The 15489-nt window shown below is 69.0% G+C and carries 15 protein-coding genes and 1 tRNA gene; 6 read left to right on the top strand and 10 right to left on the bottom strand.

What is annotated here, in order from left to right:
• Positions 1 to 24: 24 nt before the first annotated feature.
• Positions 25 to 2511, top strand: a complete 2487-nt coding sequence (pepN, locus tag DC434_RS09930; RefSeq protein ID WP_116635116.1) for an aminopeptidase N — start codon at positions 25 to 27, stop codon at positions 2509 to 2511.
• On the opposite strand, the gene DC434_RS09925 is transcribed toward pepN, so the two are convergent.
• Both DC434_RS09925 and DC434_RS09920 read right to left on the bottom strand, forming a co-directional pair.
• Positions 2508 to 3038 (bottom strand): GNAT family N-acetyltransferase, encoded by a 531-nt coding sequence (locus tag DC434_RS09925; protein ID WP_279303207.1) that lies wholly within the window; start codon positions 3036 to 3038, stop codon positions 2508 to 2510. The genes pepN and DC434_RS09925 overlap by 4 nt on opposite strands.
• Positions 3035 to 3673 carry an MBL fold metallo-hydrolase gene (locus tag DC434_RS09920; RefSeq protein WP_116635114.1) on the bottom strand — a complete coding sequence of 213 codons (639 nt, stop codon included), beginning with the start codon at positions 3671 to 3673 and terminating at the stop codon, positions 3035 to 3037. The genes DC434_RS09925 and DC434_RS09920 overlap by 4 nt, the downstream gene beginning before the upstream one ends.
• A 152-nt stretch (positions 3674 to 3825) precedes the next feature.
• Here DC434_RS09920 and DC434_RS09915 point away from each other — a divergent pair.
• Positions 3826 to 3898 (top strand) — tRNA-Glu (locus DC434_RS09915).
• Positions 3899 to 3950: 52 nt separating this feature from the next.
• On the opposite strand, the gene DC434_RS09910 is transcribed toward DC434_RS09915, so the two are convergent.
• The 5 genes from DC434_RS09910 to DC434_RS09890 all read right to left on the bottom strand — a co-directional run bounded on the left by DC434_RS09910 (position 3951) and on the right by DC434_RS09890 (position 8242).
• Entirely contained in the window at positions 3951 to 5192 is a 1242-nt protein-coding gene (locus tag DC434_RS09910; RefSeq protein WP_116635113.1) for an MFS transporter, read from the bottom strand.
• Complete coding sequence (locus DC434_RS09905; protein ID WP_116635112.1) at positions 5192 to 5740, bottom strand: winged helix-turn-helix domain-containing protein; 549 nt, start codon at positions 5738 to 5740, stop codon at positions 5192 to 5194. Before DC434_RS09905 ends, DC434_RS09910 begins: the two co-directional genes overlap by 1 nt.
• Before the next feature lie 112 nt (positions 5741 to 5852).
• On the bottom strand, positions 5853 to 6962 hold the full coding sequence (locus tag DC434_RS09900) for a DUF4349 domain-containing protein (RefSeq protein ID WP_116635111.1): 1110 nt from the start codon (positions 6960 to 6962) through the stop codon (positions 5853 to 5855).
• Positions 6959 to 7516 carry a sigma-70 family RNA polymerase sigma factor gene (locus DC434_RS09895; RefSeq protein WP_116635110.1) on the bottom strand — a complete coding sequence of 186 codons (558 nt, stop codon included), beginning with the start codon at positions 7514 to 7516 and terminating at the stop codon, positions 6959 to 6961. The genes DC434_RS09900 and DC434_RS09895 overlap by 4 nt, the downstream gene beginning before the upstream one ends.
• Positions 7517 to 7576: 60 nt before the next feature.
• The gene (locus DC434_RS09890) at positions 7577 to 8242 is read right to left on the bottom strand and encodes a TIGR00645 family protein (protein WP_243408880.1); all 666 of its coding nucleotides are present in this window, start codon (positions 8240 to 8242) and stop codon (positions 7577 to 7579) included.
• A 200-nt stretch (positions 8243 to 8442) separates the two neighbouring features.
• On the opposite strand from DC434_RS09890, the gene DC434_RS09885 reads away from it, so the two are divergent.
• Positions 8443 to 9447, top strand: coding sequence for a TerC/Alx family metal homeostasis membrane protein (locus DC434_RS09885; RefSeq protein ID WP_116635109.1), 1005 nt, complete (start codon positions 8443 to 8445; stop codon positions 9445 to 9447).
• 2 nt (positions 9448 to 9449) lie between these two features.
• Here the strand turns inward: DC434_RS09885 and DC434_RS09880 are convergent, their stop codons facing one another.
• On the bottom strand, positions 9450 to 10046 hold the full coding sequence (locus DC434_RS09880) for an LON peptidase substrate-binding domain-containing protein (RefSeq protein WP_116635108.1): 597 nt from the start codon (positions 10044 to 10046) through the stop codon (positions 9450 to 9452).
• A gap of 36 nt (positions 10047 to 10082) precedes the next feature.
• Here DC434_RS09880 and DC434_RS09875 point away from each other — a divergent pair, with 36 nt between their 5' ends.
• Complete coding sequence (locus DC434_RS09875) at positions 10083 to 10580, top strand: DUF427 domain-containing protein (RefSeq protein WP_116635107.1); 498 nt, start codon at positions 10083 to 10085, stop codon at positions 10578 to 10580.
• A 22-nt stretch (positions 10581 to 10602) separates the two neighbouring features.
• Here the strand turns inward: DC434_RS09875 and DC434_RS09870 are convergent, their stop codons facing one another.
• Both DC434_RS09870 and DC434_RS09865 read right to left on the bottom strand, forming a co-directional pair.
• The gene (locus DC434_RS09870; protein ID WP_116635106.1) at positions 10603 to 11916 is read right to left on the bottom strand and encodes an LLM class flavin-dependent oxidoreductase; all 1314 of its coding nucleotides are present in this window, start codon (positions 11914 to 11916) and stop codon (positions 10603 to 10605) included.
• Positions 11913 to 13208 (bottom strand): PLP-dependent transferase, encoded by a 1296-nt coding sequence (locus tag DC434_RS09865; protein ID WP_116635105.1) that lies wholly within the window; start codon positions 13206 to 13208, stop codon positions 11913 to 11915. Before DC434_RS09865 ends, DC434_RS09870 begins: the two co-directional genes overlap by 4 nt.
• 190 nt (positions 13209 to 13398) lie before the next feature.
• Here DC434_RS09865 and leuC point away from each other — a divergent pair, with 190 nt between their 5' ends.
• Positions 13399 to 14856: a 3-isopropylmalate dehydratase large subunit gene (gene leuC / locus DC434_RS09860; RefSeq protein WP_116635104.1), complete on the top strand. Its 1458-nt coding sequence runs from the start codon at positions 13399 to 13401 to the stop codon at positions 14854 to 14856.
• Between the two features lie 2 nt (positions 14857 to 14858).
• Positions 14859 to 15455 carry a 3-isopropylmalate dehydratase small subunit gene (gene leuD, locus DC434_RS09855; protein WP_116635103.1) on the top strand — a complete coding sequence of 199 codons (597 nt, stop codon included), beginning with the start codon at positions 14859 to 14861 and terminating at the stop codon, positions 15453 to 15455.
• Positions 15456 to 15489: the final 34 nt, after the last annotated feature.

Here is a 15489-nt window from a genome sequence, read left to right as displayed (position 1 = left end):
GCCGCCGGATGAAAGGATGGTGGGATGGACACCGCCAACCTCAGCCGACAGGAGACCGCGGCGCGATCCGCGGCGGTCACTCTGCGCAGCATCCGCGTCGAGCTCGACCTGACCGGAGCGCCGGAGCGCGCACGCACCGGCTTCCCGACGACGACGACTCTCGAGTTCGACGCGACGGTCGACGCGACCTGGCTCGACTTCATCGGAGAGGAGGTGCGTCGCGTCGTCGTGAACGGTGAGGAGCGCCCTGTCGAGTACGACGGCGCCCGCATCGTGCTGTCGGGGCTGACGACTGCCAACGTGGTCCGCGTCGAGGCCGTCGGGGCTTACAGCCGATCGGGGGAGGGACTGCACCGGTTCCATGATCCCGTCGACGATGCGACGTACCTCTACACGCAGTACGAGCCCGCGGACTCCCGCCGGGTGATGGCCTGCTTCGAGCAGCCCGACATGAAGGCCGCCTACACGTTCGTCGTGGATGCGCCTTCCGGCTGGGAGGTCCTCTCCAACCAGGCCCCGGAGCGCACCGATCCCGGCCTCGGCGTGCAGCGCGTGCAGTTCGCCCCGACGCTGCCGATCTCGAGCTACATCACGGTCGTCGCCGCCGGTCCCTACGCGCGGGTCGACGGAGCCTGGGAGCGCGACGACCAGCGCATCGCGCTCGGCGTGTTCGTGCGCCGTTCCCTCTCGAAGCACCTGGAGTCCGACGAGATCCTCGAGATCACCCGACAGGGCCTCGACTTCTTCACGGATGCCTTCGCCTACCCGTACCCGTGGGGGAAGTACGATCAGATCTTCGTGCCCGAGTACAACCTCGGCGCCATGGAGAACCCGGGTCTCGTGACGTTCACCGAGGGGTACATCTCCCGCGGCGCGGCCACCGACGCCCAGCGCGCCGCCCGCGCGAACACGATCCTGCACGAGATGGCGCACATGTGGTTCGGGGACCTCGTCACGATGAAGTGGTGGGACGACCTCTGGCTGAAGGAGTCGTTCGCCGACTACATGGGGTCGCACGCCTCAGCGGTCGCGACGCGATTCCACGACGCATGGGTGAAGTTCGCCGCGAACCGCAAGGCCTGGGCGTATCAGCAGGACCAGTTGCCGACCACCCACCCGATCGTCGCCGACATCACCGACCTCGAGGCCGCGAAGCTGAACTTCGACGGCATCACGTACGCCAAGGGCGCCGCCGTGCTCAAGCAGCTCGTCGCGTTCGTGGGCGACGATGCCTTCTTCGAGGGAGCGCGCCGGTACTTCGCCGCGAACGCCTTCGGCAACACGACCCTGGACGACTTCCTCGTCGAGCTGAGCGCCGTGTCGGGCCGCGACATGAGCGACTGGTCGCGCGCATGGCTGCAGACATCCGGGGTGTCGGCCCTGTGGATCGAGACGGATGCCGAGGGCCGCCGCACGCTGCGGCAGACCGATCCGCGCCCGCACCGCCTGCGCATCGGTCTCTACGACCGCGTCGACGGGCGCGTGGTGCGGCGCGAGCAGCGCGAACTCGACATCGTCGGCGAGCAGACCGAGATCGAGCTCGGCGAGGCCGATCTCGTGCTGGTCAACGACGACGACCTCACGTATGCGAAGGCCCGGCTCGACGAGCGTTCGCTCCGCACCGTCGAGGAGTCGCTGTCCGCGGTCGATGATCCGCTGGCGCGGGCCCTCGTGTGGTCGTCGCTGTGGAACGCGACCCGCGACGGCGTGCTCGATGCGCGTCGCTACCTCTCGATCGTGCGGACGCACGCCCCGGGGGAGGGGAACATCGGGCTGCTCTCCGGTGTGCTCGCCAACGCCGCCGTGGCGGTGCGCCAGTTCGTCCCCGACGCGCACCGCGCCGACGAGCAGCGCGCCTGGACAGAAGCGGCGGGGAGCGCTCTGCAGGTCGCGGAGCCCGGCGGCGACGCGCAGCTGTCGTGGGCGAGGGCCCTCGCCTCGGCATCCGCTTTCGACGACGTACGGCACGTCGAGCTGCGGGCGATGCTCGACGGCCGGGTTCCGGACGGTCTCACCGTCGACCCCGATCTGCGCTGGCAGCTGCTCACGGCTCTCGTGACGACGGGCCATGCGGGCGCCGACGACATCGCCGCCGAGCTCGCGCACGACGACACCGGCAGCGGGCGCACCGCCGAGCGGCGCGCCCTGTCGTCGCGCCCGGATGCGGCGGTGCGTCGGCAGGCCTGGAACACGGCGTGGACCGATCACTCGCTGAGCAACGACCATCTGGATGCCGAGATCGCCGGCTTCCGGGCGGGAGGGCGTCGCGATCTGATCGCGGAGTTCGACGCGGAGTACTTCGCCCGGATCCGCGAGGCGTGGGACGCGCGCAGCATCGAGCTGGCGAGACGCCTCGTGGTCGGGCTCTTCCCCGCGGGCGACTCCCTGGACCGGGCAGACGCATGGCTCGCCGAGCACGCGGAGGCGCCCGCAGCCCTCCGGCGCCTCGTCATCGAGCAGCGCGACCATCTGGAGCGCTCGCTCCGGGTGCGGGCGATCACGCGGAGCTAGCGCGGAGAGACCTGCATCCCCATCACGGTGCGAACGATCCACGGATGCGCGTGGTCGTCGTCGATGTGGGTCATGCCCAGATTCTCCGCGACACGGCGCGACGCGGTGTTGTCCGGATGGATGATCGCGGTCAGCAGCGTCGGCGCGAACTCCTGTGCGACGAGATCCACACATGCCCGCGCCGCCTCGGTCGCCAGCCCCTGCCGCTGCAGGGATCGGTGCACGTGGTAGCCGACCTCCAGCACCGGAGCTTCGTTGACCGACTGCCACGTGAGGCCGCAGTCGCCCACGAACACGCCGTCGTGCGTCTCGATGATCCAGAGGGCGTGGCCGTGGCTCTCGTACCTGTCCCGCATGCGTGCGATCCAGTCGGCGCTCTCCGACCGGGTCTTCGGCGCCGGGTAGTACGCCATCACCTCGGGGTCGCCCAGCAGTTCGGCCATCGCATCGAGGTCGCCGGCGGTCATCTCGCGGAAGCGCAGACGAGGGGTCGGCTCCGGCAGGAGCCGACGAACGGGGCCTGTCACAGGTCGAGCGAGTCGCCGGGCTCGAGCACCGTGAACGCACCGCCGCCCTGTTCCGTCGCCCACTGCAGGCGCTGGCGGTGCATGTTCTTGCCGATGACGGAGAGGGTCATGTCGTGGGTGCCGAACGAGCGCTTCGGCTTCACCGCGAGCACGTAGTCCATGGCCTCGCCGATCTTGAGCCACGGCGCGCCCAGCGGAGCTGCGAGCGTGTCGACCTCGACGCCCTCCGGCACCGCGTAGGAGTCGCCCGGGTAGTAGAGCTCGTCGTTCACGAGCACGCCGACGTTCTCGACGACCGGGAGCGAGGAGTGGATGACCTCGTGCGTGCCGCCGAAGAACCGCAGGGTGAACGCCCCGACCTCGATCGTGTCGCCGGGAGCGACGACGGTGATCTCGTATCCCTCGGCAGCGCGCGCGACGCCGGACGGCGCGTAGATCGGGGTCCCGGGGGCATCGCGCAGGATGCGATCCAGGTGGTCCGGAGTCCAGTGATCCGGGTGCTCGTGCGTGATCACGACGCCGACGAGGCCGCCGAGGTCGACCAGCGGAGACGTGAAGGAGCCCGGATCGATCAGGAGGGTGTCCTGGTCCACATCGATGCGGAGGGTGGCATGTTCGAACTTCGTGACGCGCATGAGACGAGTCAACCCCTTCGGACGCTCGGCGGCAAACACATTCGCCGCCCGCCACGCCCGAGAGTTCGCGAAGGGCGGCCTCGATTTTGCGGACCGAGAATCGTCGTGGCATACTTGAACGGTTGTCGCGGGACGGAAACGTCCGGCCAGACGGCCCCATCGTATAGCGGCCTAGTACGCTGCCCTCTCACGGCGGTAACGCGGGTTCGAATCCCGCTGGGGTCACACGACACGAGAAAGCCCCCGGTTCGCCGGGGGCTTTCCTCGTATTCGGGTGTCATCGGCCGGAGCGCAAAGACATCTCGCGGAAGGTGGCGGTGCGGAGAGGCACGACCATCAGCCCCATCATCGTGACCCCGAAGAGCACGAAGGGCACCCAGACGGAGGTCGCCGAAGCCAGCGCACCGAACCCGGCCATGGCGAGCGGCATCAGGCAGTCGTCGCCCAGCCGCGTGATCGAGCCCATGCGTCCGAGATAGGCGGTGTCGACGGTCGCCGAGAACGTCGCGCTCAGCAGCACCGAGGCGTATCCGGCCGTCGCGCCGACGACGAAGGCGGATGCCGCCACGGTCCAGATCGGCCCGAATCCGAGGGCGACGATTGCCGCGCCCTGCACGACGAGCGCCCAGAACCCCGCGACCGCCTCGCGGCGCGGACGCCACTTCGCGACGGAGACGGCGCCGATCGCCGCGCCCAGGCCGAGAAGCGCCTCGAAGAGTCCGACGGCCGGCGCGCCCCAACCCTGGTCGTGAGCTCGCAGCGCGAGTCCGATGCCGACCGCCGGTCCCACGGCCAGGTTGAGGCCGGAGAGGGCGAGCACGAGCGTGCGTGTCGTGGGGGTGGCGGCGAGATGGCGGAAGCCGCCGGCGATCCCGCGCAGCGCGGACTCCTTCTCGGCGCGCGCGAGCAGGAAGCGCGGTCGCAGCCAGATCGCGAGGAACGCGACGACGAAGGTGAAGGTCAGCGCGTTCGCGGCTGCGCTCCCTGCGAGACCGGCGTGGGCGACGATGACGCCCCCGACGGCGGCGCCGCCCATGGTCCCCAGACGCGACGCCGTCTGCGCCGCGGCGCCGTAGGTCGGCAGGTCGGATGCCCGGACCAGTCGGCGCGAGATCGTGCCGGCCGAGGGTTCGTAGAAGGCGTCGCACACGCCGAACGCGATCGCGGCGAACAGCAGCACGGCCACGGTCGGCGGGGTGGCGAGCACCCAGAGCGTCACCGCGACGAGCACGCCGACTCGGATGGTGTTGAACAGGAGCATGACCAGGCGCGCATCGGCTCGATCCGCGATCACGCCCCCGAACAGCAGCACCACCGCTCGCGGCACGGTGCCGGCGGCGACGATCAGGCCGGCGACGGCGGGAGAGGCGGTCTGCACAGCCGTCCAGACCAGCGCGATGGTCCAGAGCGCATCTCCGGCGTCCGACAGGGCCTTCACCCCGATCCACGCGTGCACGAGACGATCGCGGCGGAACGGTGGAACCTCGCGCATCTGCACCGGATCGACGACAGCGGTCATCAGGGCTCCGAGGGGAAGGCGTGGGCGAAGAGGAAGACCGGGGTGCGGTCCTGCCCGTCTCGGACGTCGATCGACTCCTGCCAGTCGCGGATCGTGGCGAGGAGCCGCATCGAGAGGTCCTGCAGCTCGGCCGGTGACGCCCAGGCGGTGCTGTCGGTGCTGTAGCCGTCGTAATCTGCGTAGTCCGCATCGTGGCGGTGGCGGTGCCAGCGCTGCAGCCGCTCGAACTGCAGGCGGATGCCCTGGCGCTGCGCCTCACGTGCGAGGAGTGCGTCGGCGGGGGAATCGGCGAAGTCGTCGGCCGACCAGGTCAGGCCGCGGCGTGCGACTCTCCACCAGCTGGTGCGCTTGTCGCCGGTCGGATCCTCCACACGCTCCACGATGCCCGCGCGTTCCAGCATCCGCAGATGGTGACTGATGCTCCCCACCTGGCTGTCGAGCGCACGGGAGAGCGCTGTCACCTGCGAGGCGCCGAACAGCAGCAGATAGTCGAACATGCGGCGACGCAGTGGGTGGTGCACGGCGGTGATCACGGAGATGTCTTCCACGGGAAGAACGCTATGTGCGGCCCCGCAGTTTCCACAAGACTTCTTGTATACCCCGGAAAATCAACGAAGAGCGGCCCCCGACGGATGCCGGGAGCCGCTCTCGATCAGACGATCAGTCCGCGTCGGACGCCGTCGTCGTCGCGTTCCGTCTTGCGCGCCGGGTGCGACGGGCCCGGCGGATGAGCCACACGACCAGCACGACGAACCCGGCGACCGCGAGCCAGGGGAGGAGGAAGCCGACGGCGATGACGAGTGCGTTCAGCGAGACCACGAGGCCGTTCCAGCCGGCCAGCAGCCCATCGCCGAATCCGGCCGGGTCCGCCGTCGTCGGCGCGGTGGTGCGGGTCAGCTCGACCTGGAGCGTCGACATCGCGACCTGATCCTCGATCGACGCGAGCTGCTGCTCGTAGGACTCGAGCTGCGCCTGACGGTCGGTCAGCGCGACCTCCGCCTCGATCAGCTCCGAGACACTGCCCGACTGGGCCATGAGCTCGGTGAGCCGCGTGACGGATGCCTTCGTCGCGTCGACGCGGGCGCGGAGGTCGATCGCGACCGAGGTGACGTCCTGCTTCGAGATCGAGGAGGACAGCACCTCGCCCGAATCCTCGAGAGCGGCGATCACGTCGGACAGCTCTGCGGAGGGCACGCGGATGCTGATCCATCCGTAGCCGGAATCGGCGGGGACGGGCTCGGTCGTGCCGTCGACCGCCACGGCCTTGCCGATCTCCGTGCTCTCGACGTAGCCGCCGCGCTCCTCGGCCAGGGCGGCGATGGCCGCGGCGGCATCCGTGATGCTCTTGACCTGCACGGTGGCGCGGGCGGTGGCGATGATCTCCCGGTCGCTCACCGCGAGCTCCTTGCCGGCAAGCGCAGAAGGGACGGTCGCCGTCTCATCCACGGCACCGGGAGCGATCTCGAGACTCCGGTCGGGGGAGGCGGCGCCGGACTCGGCGACGCTTCCGCCGGCACCGTCCGCGGTCATCATCGATCCGCCGCCGACGGCGCCGAGGATCGGGGGTGTCACGAGGACGCCGACGACGAAGGCGGCCGCGACTCCGGCGCCGGTCAGCCAGCGACGCCGTCTGGTCCGCGCACGGTCCACGGACGGCGCCGCCACGCGTGGGCGCTCCGCCTCGATCGCCGAGAACACGGAGGTCTCGATGCGGGCGATGGTCTCGTCGGAGAGCTCGGGGAGCTCGTCTCGGGGGGTCTGGTCGTTCATGCGTCTCTCGCTTCCTTCACAGCGCCGCGCAACTGGGTGCGCACTCGGGAGAGACGGTTCCGGACGACGGCGTGGCTCACGCCGAGCTCTTCGGCTGCGGCCTGATAGGCATAGCCCTCGGATGCGCACAGGCGGAAGATCTCGCGATCGAGCTCGCTCAGTGTGCCGACCTCGGCGGCGATCCGCGCCGCGAGATCCGCGGTGATGACCTGCTCCTCGACGCTGACCGTGTCCGGCAGCTCCTCGTCGAGGGCTTCGGCCGTGTGAGCCTGGTCACGGCGGCGCTGGCGGAGCCGGTTCGCCGCCTGGAATCGGCAGATCGTCGCCAGCCACGGCAGGATCGACTCGCCCTGGAGCTCGAGCCCCGGGAGCTTGCGCCACGCGACCACGAAGGTCTCCTGCGTCACATCCTCGGCGTCGGCGGGCGACGCGAGGATGCCGTTGGCGATCCAGTAGACCGGTCGTACGTGGGCTCGGTACAGCTCGCGGAAGGCGCTCTCGTCGCCTGCTGCGGCCTGCGCGGCCCATCTCTGATCACTCGTCTGCACGGGCATCCTGTTTCCGTTCGGTGTCTCTCACTGGGAAAGTGTCGACGGACGCCCCATCGTCTCAGATCAGTGCGCGGCGTTCTGCGGAGCGGTCTGCGCCGCAGCGTGCGCGGCCTTCGCCGTGCTCTGCGACATCTTGTCGATCCAGGCCAGCGCGAGGGCCGAGAGGATGAACACGCAGTGGATGACGACCTGCCAGAGGACGCCGGTCGGGGTGTACTTCTCGCCGTCCTCGTTGATCCCCGACTCGCTCATGCCGCCCACCTCGATGAATGTCTTGAGCAGGTGGATCGAGGAGATGCCGATGATCGCCATCGCGAGCTTCACCTTGAGCACGTTCGCATTGACGTGCGAGAGCCACTCGGGCTGATCCGGGTGCCCCTCCGTGTTGATACGCGACACGAAGGTCTCGTATCCGCCGATGATCACCATGATGAGGAGGTTCGCGATCATCACGACGTCGATCAGGCCGAGCACCGTCAGCATGATGGTGGCCTCTTCGATGTGCGTGATGTCGCCGAACACGTCCTCGGCGATCAGGTGCCACAGCTCCACCATGAACACGACGACGTAGACCAGCTGGGCGACGATCAGGCCGAGGTAGAGCGGGGCCTGCAGCCAGCGGCTCACGAAGATGAGCGAGCCGATCGCTCGGGCCCAGGAGTTCTGGGGCCGGGTCTCCAGGGGAGCGATGCCGTGTTCGATGTGGTCTGGGTGCGAAGTCGAGGTCACGACGACTATTCCACCATGCAATGTCGTTCTCCGAGGCAGTGTTGCTCCGGTAGCATTGCTCCCGCGAGAGGGAGTATCCCGGATCCGCGCGTAACGTCATCACGAGCATCGGCATCGCTGCTCCGGGCGCGCGACGCACTTCTGTGCGGGGGAGAGACTTTCGGCTTCTTCCCGACCCTCCTGAAAGGTGCCGTGCGCCCTTGGAAATCCCTCTCTGGTTCGAGATCACCTCGATGGTCGTCCTCACGATCATCCTCATCGGCGACCTCCTGCTCATCAAGCTGCGCCCGCACATCCCCTCGACGAAGGAGTCCACCCTCTGGGTGGTGTTCTACGTCGGCCTCGCGCTGCTGTTCGCGGTGCTGCTCGGCAACGTGGGCGGCTGGCAGAACGCCGGCGACTTCATCACCGGATGGGCGCTCGAGTACAGCCTCTCGATCGACAACCTCTTCGTCTTCGTGCTGATCATGGCGCAGTTCGCCGTTCCGAGGCGGCTGCAGCAGCAGGTGCTCATGATCGGGATCATCATCGCCCTCGTCCTGCGCGGCGCGTTCATCCTCGTCGGCGTCGCGATCGTCGAGAACTTCTCGCCGATCTTCTACGTCTTCGGCGCATTCCTCATCTGGACGGCGATCCGCCAGGCGATGCCGGACGGCGATCACGAGGGCGAGGTGCAGCGCGAGAACTTCGTCGTGCGACTGCTGCGTCGGCGCATCGACATCAGCGACCACTACGACGGTTCGAAGCTGCGCACCACGGTAGACGGCAAGCGGATGTTCACTCCGATGGTCATCGTGCTCATCACGATCGGTGTGACCGACCTGATCTTCGCGATCGACTCGATCCCGGCGATCTTCGAGATCACGACGAACGGCTTCCTCGTGTTCGCGGCGAACATCTTCGCGCTGATGGGCCTGCGCCAGCTGTACTTCCTGCTCGGCGATCTGCTCGACCGCCTGCGCTACCTGCACTACGGCATCGCCGTGATCCTCGGCTTCATCGGCATCAAGCTCATCCTGCATGCGCTGCACGTGAACGAGCTGCCGTTCATCAACGGCGGCGAGCACGTCGAGTGGGTGCCCGACATCGACAACATGGTCTCGCTGGGCGTGATCATCGCGTCGATGACGATCGCGACGATCGCCAGCCTCATCGCCTCAGGGCGCGAGAAGCGGGCCGAGAAGAAGGCGGTCATCACCGAGTGAGATCACTCGGCTGACCACAGGAGCTCGGCCTCGAGCGTGAGATCGATGATCTGTCGAAGGAGCGCATCGGCCGTCGTCGACTGCAGCAGGGTGTACCTGTCGTATTCGCCCAGCGGAGCGATCGCGGCGAGCTGCCATGCCGCGGCGAGCGGCTCATCGGCGAGCTCGGTGTCGGCGTCCCACCGCGTCTCGGGCGCGCGAGCGAGAGTGCGACGCACGATGGCCTCGGCCTCCTTCTCCAGCGGGGTGAGTGCATCGTCCCACTCGAGTCGGGGAAGCGGCGTGACATCCGCGCGGGGGTAGGGGTCGTCGTCGAGCCATTGCTCGACCGTGAAGCGATCGGTGCCGACAGCGACGGCGGTCAGCACCTCGGCGCCGGCCGAGACGCTGACCAGCCGGGCCATCGTGCCGATGCTGCTGCGCCGGTCGCCGCCGCCGACCTCGTGGCCGCGCTCGATGAGCACGACGCCGAACTCGGGGTCGTCCTCGTCGAGAAGCCGTCCGACCATCGTGAGATACCGCGGCTCGAACACGCGCAGCGGCAGCGGGGTGAACGGGAAGAGCACCGAGCCGAGCGGGAACATCGGTATCGCGGTCATGACATCAGTCAACACGGAGCGACGTACTCTGAACAGATGCGCCGACCTCTTCCCGTCATCCCCGCTCCGGGGCAGGAATCCGTGTGGGACTACCCGAGGCCACCTCGGGTCGAGCCGGTCGGGGAGCGCGTGACCATCCGCCTCGGCGGCGTGCTGATCGCCGATACCCGGGATGCCGTGCGGGTGCTCGAGACGAGCCATCCTCCCGTCTACTATCTCCCGATCGTCGATTTCGTCCCGGGAGCGCTGACGGATGCTCCGGGCAGCTCGTTCTGCGAGTTCAAGGGCACCGCGCGCTACCTCGACGTGCGCGGCGGAGACACGGTGCGCGAGGGCGCGGCGTGGAACTACCCGGATCCCGCGCCGGGGTTCGAGACGCTGCGCGACCGGGTCGCGGTGTACGCGGGACCGATGGACGGATGCACCGTCGGGGACGAGGTCGTCGTCCCGCAGCCGGGCGGCTTCTACGGCGGGTGGGTCACGCCCTCGGTCGTCGGACCGTTCAAGGGCGGCCCGGGCTCGCTGGGTTGGTAGTGCGGCTGACGAGCCTTACGACTCAGAAGGCGCGCAGGTTCGCCTGCAGCCCGCCGTCCGTGTACTCGCGACGGAGGATGCCGCGCCGGCGGAGCACGGGGACCAGCTCGTCGAGCGTGCGGTGCAGGCTCACCGGGTGGAAGTCGCCCCACAGCAGCACGCCGTCGTTGCCCCACTCGCCGAGTTCCTCGATCACATCGGCGAACTCGTCGGCGGTCCCGACGAAGCCGGTGCGGTCGGAGAAGCGGCCGGCGCGCACGAGGGCCGTCAGGTGCGCCCGCAGCGGGGCATTCTCACCGCGGTCGCCGACCAGTCGCTGGATGCTCCCGCGCGAGACGTGAGGGCCGAAGATCTCGAGGTCGAGCGGCTTGTCGAGGTCGAGCGACGTGAGATCGGTCTCGAGATCGCTCGACTGCTTGCGGGCGATCTGCAGGAGGGTCGAGTCGTCGGGGTGCGCCGAGGCGGCGACGAGACGATCGGCCTCCTCGGAAGACGAGGTGATCACCGGCTGGATGGCGAAGAGGATCTTGATGTCGTCGGGGCGGCGGCCCGCGGCGACGGCGGCATCGTGGATCTTCGCCCGGTATGCGCGGACGGATGCCTCGTGCAACGGGGCGAGCGCGAGCTGCACGTCGGAGTTCGCTCCGGCGAAGCCGAGGCCGCGTCCGGAACCTCCGGGTGACACGATCGCAGGCTCGCCGTCGGTGAAGGGCAGTGCGTTGAGCGGCCCGTCGAAGGAGTAGTGCGTGCCGCGGTGCTGCACGCGTCGCATCCTCGCGCCGTCCGCGAACACGTCCGTGGTGCGATCCCGCACCAGCGCGCCCTCGTCCCAGCTGCGCCAGAGCGAGCGGATGCCGTCGAGCCACTCCTCGGCGCGGTCGTACGCCTCGTCGTGGCCCAGCTGGGCGGCATCCGAGAAGTGGCGTGCACTGCCGGTGTCGGTCACGACGTTGAGGCCGAGACGATTCGCGCTCAGGTGCTGCAGCGTCGCGAACTGTCGCGCGGACGTGTAGGGGAGAGACGCCGCCGGGTTGACGGTCGGAACGACACCGAGGTGCTTCGTGGCCTGGAAGAGGTAGGGCGCGAGGAGCAGCGGGTCGTGCTTCGGACCGCCGAACGCGTGCCGGACGCGGATGTCGATGGTCTCCGGCGATCCCATCGACGGAGCATCCTCGATGATGACGAGATCGAAACCCGCCTGCTCGAGCGTTCGCGCGGCCTCCTGGTAGATCTCGGGGCGCGTCCAGTCGTAGTCCCAGTCGAGGGCGGGATAGCCCCACCCCTGCGGCCCGAAACCGCGGGCGAGGAACCACCCGAAGTGCTGGGGGCGGCTCATGCCACCGCCTCGCGCGTGGCGTCGAGCACGCGCGCCAGATCGGAGATGAGGTCCTCGATGTCCTCGATGCCGATGGACAGGCGCAGCGTGCCGGGGCGCACGCCGAGCAGTTCGCGCTCCTCCTCCGTGCGCTGCGCGTGGCTCGTCGTGCCGGGATGCAGCACCAGCGAGCGCACGTCGCCGATGTGCGTCATGTGCGTGAAGACGCGCACCTGCTCGACGAACTGGCGGGCGGCGTCGAGGCCGCCGCGAAGAGTGAACGTGAAGATGGAGCCGAAGCCGCCCTCGAGGTAGCGCACCGCGGTGTCGTGATCCGGGTGCGACGGCAGGCCGACGTAGTCGACGCTCTCGACCGCCTCCTGCGCCTCGAGCCACTGAGCGATCGCCAGGGCGTTGCGCGACTGACGTTCGACGCGCAGCCCGAGGGTCTCCGCGCCCTGACCGATCAGGAAGGCGTTCAGAGGCGAGGGGGAGGCGCCGAAGCGCGGAGCCACCGACTCGCGTGCGTACGCGATCCGCGCGCGGCCGCCGTGCCGGGCGGCGACGCTCGGCAGTCCGCCGCGACCGGGGAGCACGAGATGCGGTGCGTTGTGACCCGCGCGCTCCGCGTCGAAGCGACCGTCGTCCACGATCACCCCGCCGAGGACCGATCCGTGGCCGGCGAGGAACTTCGACGCCGAGTGCACGACGATCGCCGCGCCGTGCTCGATCGGGCGCAGCAGGAAGGGAGTGGCCAGCGTGTTGTCGACGATCAGGGGGATGGCCGCCTCGTCGGCGACGGCGCTGATGGCGGCGACGTCGAGCACGTCGTTGCGGGCGTTGGCGATGGACTCCGCGAACAGCGCGCGCGTGTTGGGTCGGATCGCCGCACGCCAGGCCTCCGGGTCGGCGATGTCGTCGATGAACGTGGTCTCGATGTCGAGTCGGGCGAGGTTGTCGAGAAACAGGCCCCGGGTCCCCTCGTAGATGTGCGTCGAGGTCACGATGTGATCGCCCGCGCCGGCGACGGTCAGCAGCGCCGTCACGACCGCGGCCTGCCCGCTCGCGACGAGCACGGCATCCGCTCCGGACTCGAGGGCGGCGAGCTGACGCTCTGCCGCGTGCACGGTCGGGTTCCCGGTGCGGGTGTAGCCGAATCCGGTGCCGGTGCCGAAGTGGTCCGCCGCATGGTCGAAGTCGTCGAACTCGAACCCGGCCGTGAGGTAGATCGGCGTGGCTCGGGGTGCCGCCGTCTCGCGGCCTCTCGCGGCATGCACCGCACGGGTGGCGAAGCGGGCGGTGTCGACGGTCATGCGGTGCCTCTCGGTCGGTCGGGTGAAGAACAGAGTGTCACGGCGGGTCGGAGCACGCCTGGGCGGTGGTAATCTGACGTCATGCGGACCGTGCTCCTTCTTCTTAGCGGCCGCGACGAGACCTCGTTCTGAGCCCCTCCTCGTCGCGGAGTCCATCGTGGGCCGAACCGCCAGCTTCAGGAGAAACGCAATGAGCACCCCCGCACCCGGTTCCGATTCCGCACGCCGCAGGACCCTGGCCGAGAAGGTCTGGGACGACCATCTCGTCGTCAAGGGCGAGAACGGCGAACCGGACCTCATCTACATCGACCTGCACCTCGTGCACGAGGTCACCAGCCCGCAGGCCTTCGACGGCCTGCGCAGCGAAGGCCGCCCCCTCCGCCGACTCGACCTCACGATCGCCACGGAAGACCACAACACCCCGACGTGGGAGATCGACAAGCCGATCGCCGACCTCACCAGTCGCACGCAGATCGAGACGCTGCGGCGCAACGCGGCCGAGTTCGGCGTGCGCCTGCACTCGCTGGGCGACGCCGAGCAGGGCATCGTGCACGTGGTCGGACCGCAGCTCGGCCTGACCATGCCCGGCATCACCGTCGTCTGCGGCGACTCGCACACCTCGACGCACGGCGCGTTCGGCGCCATGGCGTTCGGCATCGGCACGAGCGAGGTCGAGCACGTCATGGCCACGCAGACGCTGCCGCTCAAGCCCTTCAAGACCATGGCGATCACGGTCGAGGGCACGTTGCGCCCCGGCGTCACCGCCAAGGACATCATCCTCGCCGTGATCGCCAAGATCGGCACCGGCGGCGGTCAGGGCTACGTCCTGGAGTTCCGCGGCAGCGCGATCCGCGCGCTGTCGATGGAGGGCCGCATGACGATCTGCAACATGTCGATCGAGGCCGGCGCCCGCGCCGGAATGGTGGCGCCCGACGAGACGACCTTCGCCTACCTGGAAGGGCGCCAGCACGCGCCGAAGGGCCAGGACTGGGAGGATGCCGTCGCCTACTGGCGCACGCTGCCCACCGATGAGGGCGCGGTGTTCGACGCCGAGGTCTTCATCGACGCCGACGAGCTCGAGCCGTTCGTCACCTGGGGGACCAACCCGGGGCAGGGCAGCTCGCTGTCGGCATCCGTTCCGGACCCGGCCGAGATCGCCGATCCGAACGAGCGCGCCGCGGCGGAGCGCGCCCTGGAGTACATGGCCCTCACGCCGGGGACGCCGCTCAAGGAGGTGCCCGTCGACGCGGTCTTCATGGGCTCGTGCACCAACAGCCGCATCGAGGACCTGCGCGCCTTCGCCTCGATCATCGAGGGCAAGAAGAAGGCGGACGGCGTCCGTGTCATGGTCGTCCCCGGCTCCGCCCGCGTGCGGCTCGAGGCAGAGGCCGAGGGCCTGGACAAGATCATCACCGACTTCGGCGCCGAGTGGCGCTTCGCAGGCTGCTCGATGTGCCTCGGCATGAATCCGGATCAGCTCGCACCGGGGGAGCGCTGCGCGTCGACCTCCAACCGCAACTTCGAGGGCCGTCAGGGCAAGGGTGGGCGCACGCACCTCGTGTCGCCGCTCGTCGCGGCGGCGACCGCCATCCGCGGCACGCTGTCGAGCCCTGCCGATCTGCTCGTCACCATCGGAGAAGAGGCCTGATCATGGAGAAGTTCACCACGCACACCGGCATCGCGGCTCCGCTGAAGCGCTCCAATGTCGACACCGATCAGATCATCCCCGCCGTCTTCCTGAAGCGGGTCACCAAGACGGGCTTCGAGGATGCGCTCTTCCACGCCTGGCGTCAGGATCCGGAGTTCGTCCTCAACCAGGCGCCGTTCCAGGGGGCCTCGGTGCTCGTCGCCGGCTCTGACTTCGGAACCGGATCCAGCCGTGAGCACGCCGTCTGGGCGCTGCGCGACTTCGGCTTCAAGGTCGTGCTCAGCCCGCGATTCGCCGACATCTTCCGCGGCAACTCGGGCAAGCAGGGACTCCTCGCAGCGACCATCTCGGAAGAGGATCTCGAGCTGATCTGGGCCGAGATCGACCGGAATCCCGGGGCGCAGATCACCGTGGATCTCGAGGCGCGCACCGCCTCGATCGGCGACGTCCAGGCCGACATCGGGATCGACGATTACACTAGATGGCGGCTCCTCGAAGGGCTCGATGACATCGGGCTCACGCTGCGCAACGAAGACAAGATCGCGCAGTTCGAGGCCCGTCGCGAGTCGTGGCGGCCCCGAACCCTCCCCGTGCAGTGACACGGAGGGGGCGGGGGAGCCAGGGGCAACCCGC

Source organism: Microbacterium sp. TPD7012, assembly GCF_003075395.1.
Taxonomy (GTDB): Bacteria; Actinomycetota; Actinomycetes; order Actinomycetales; family Microbacteriaceae; genus Microbacterium.
Note: the sequence above shows the minus strand (reverse complement) of the source record. Positions and strands in the feature narration are given on the sequence as shown.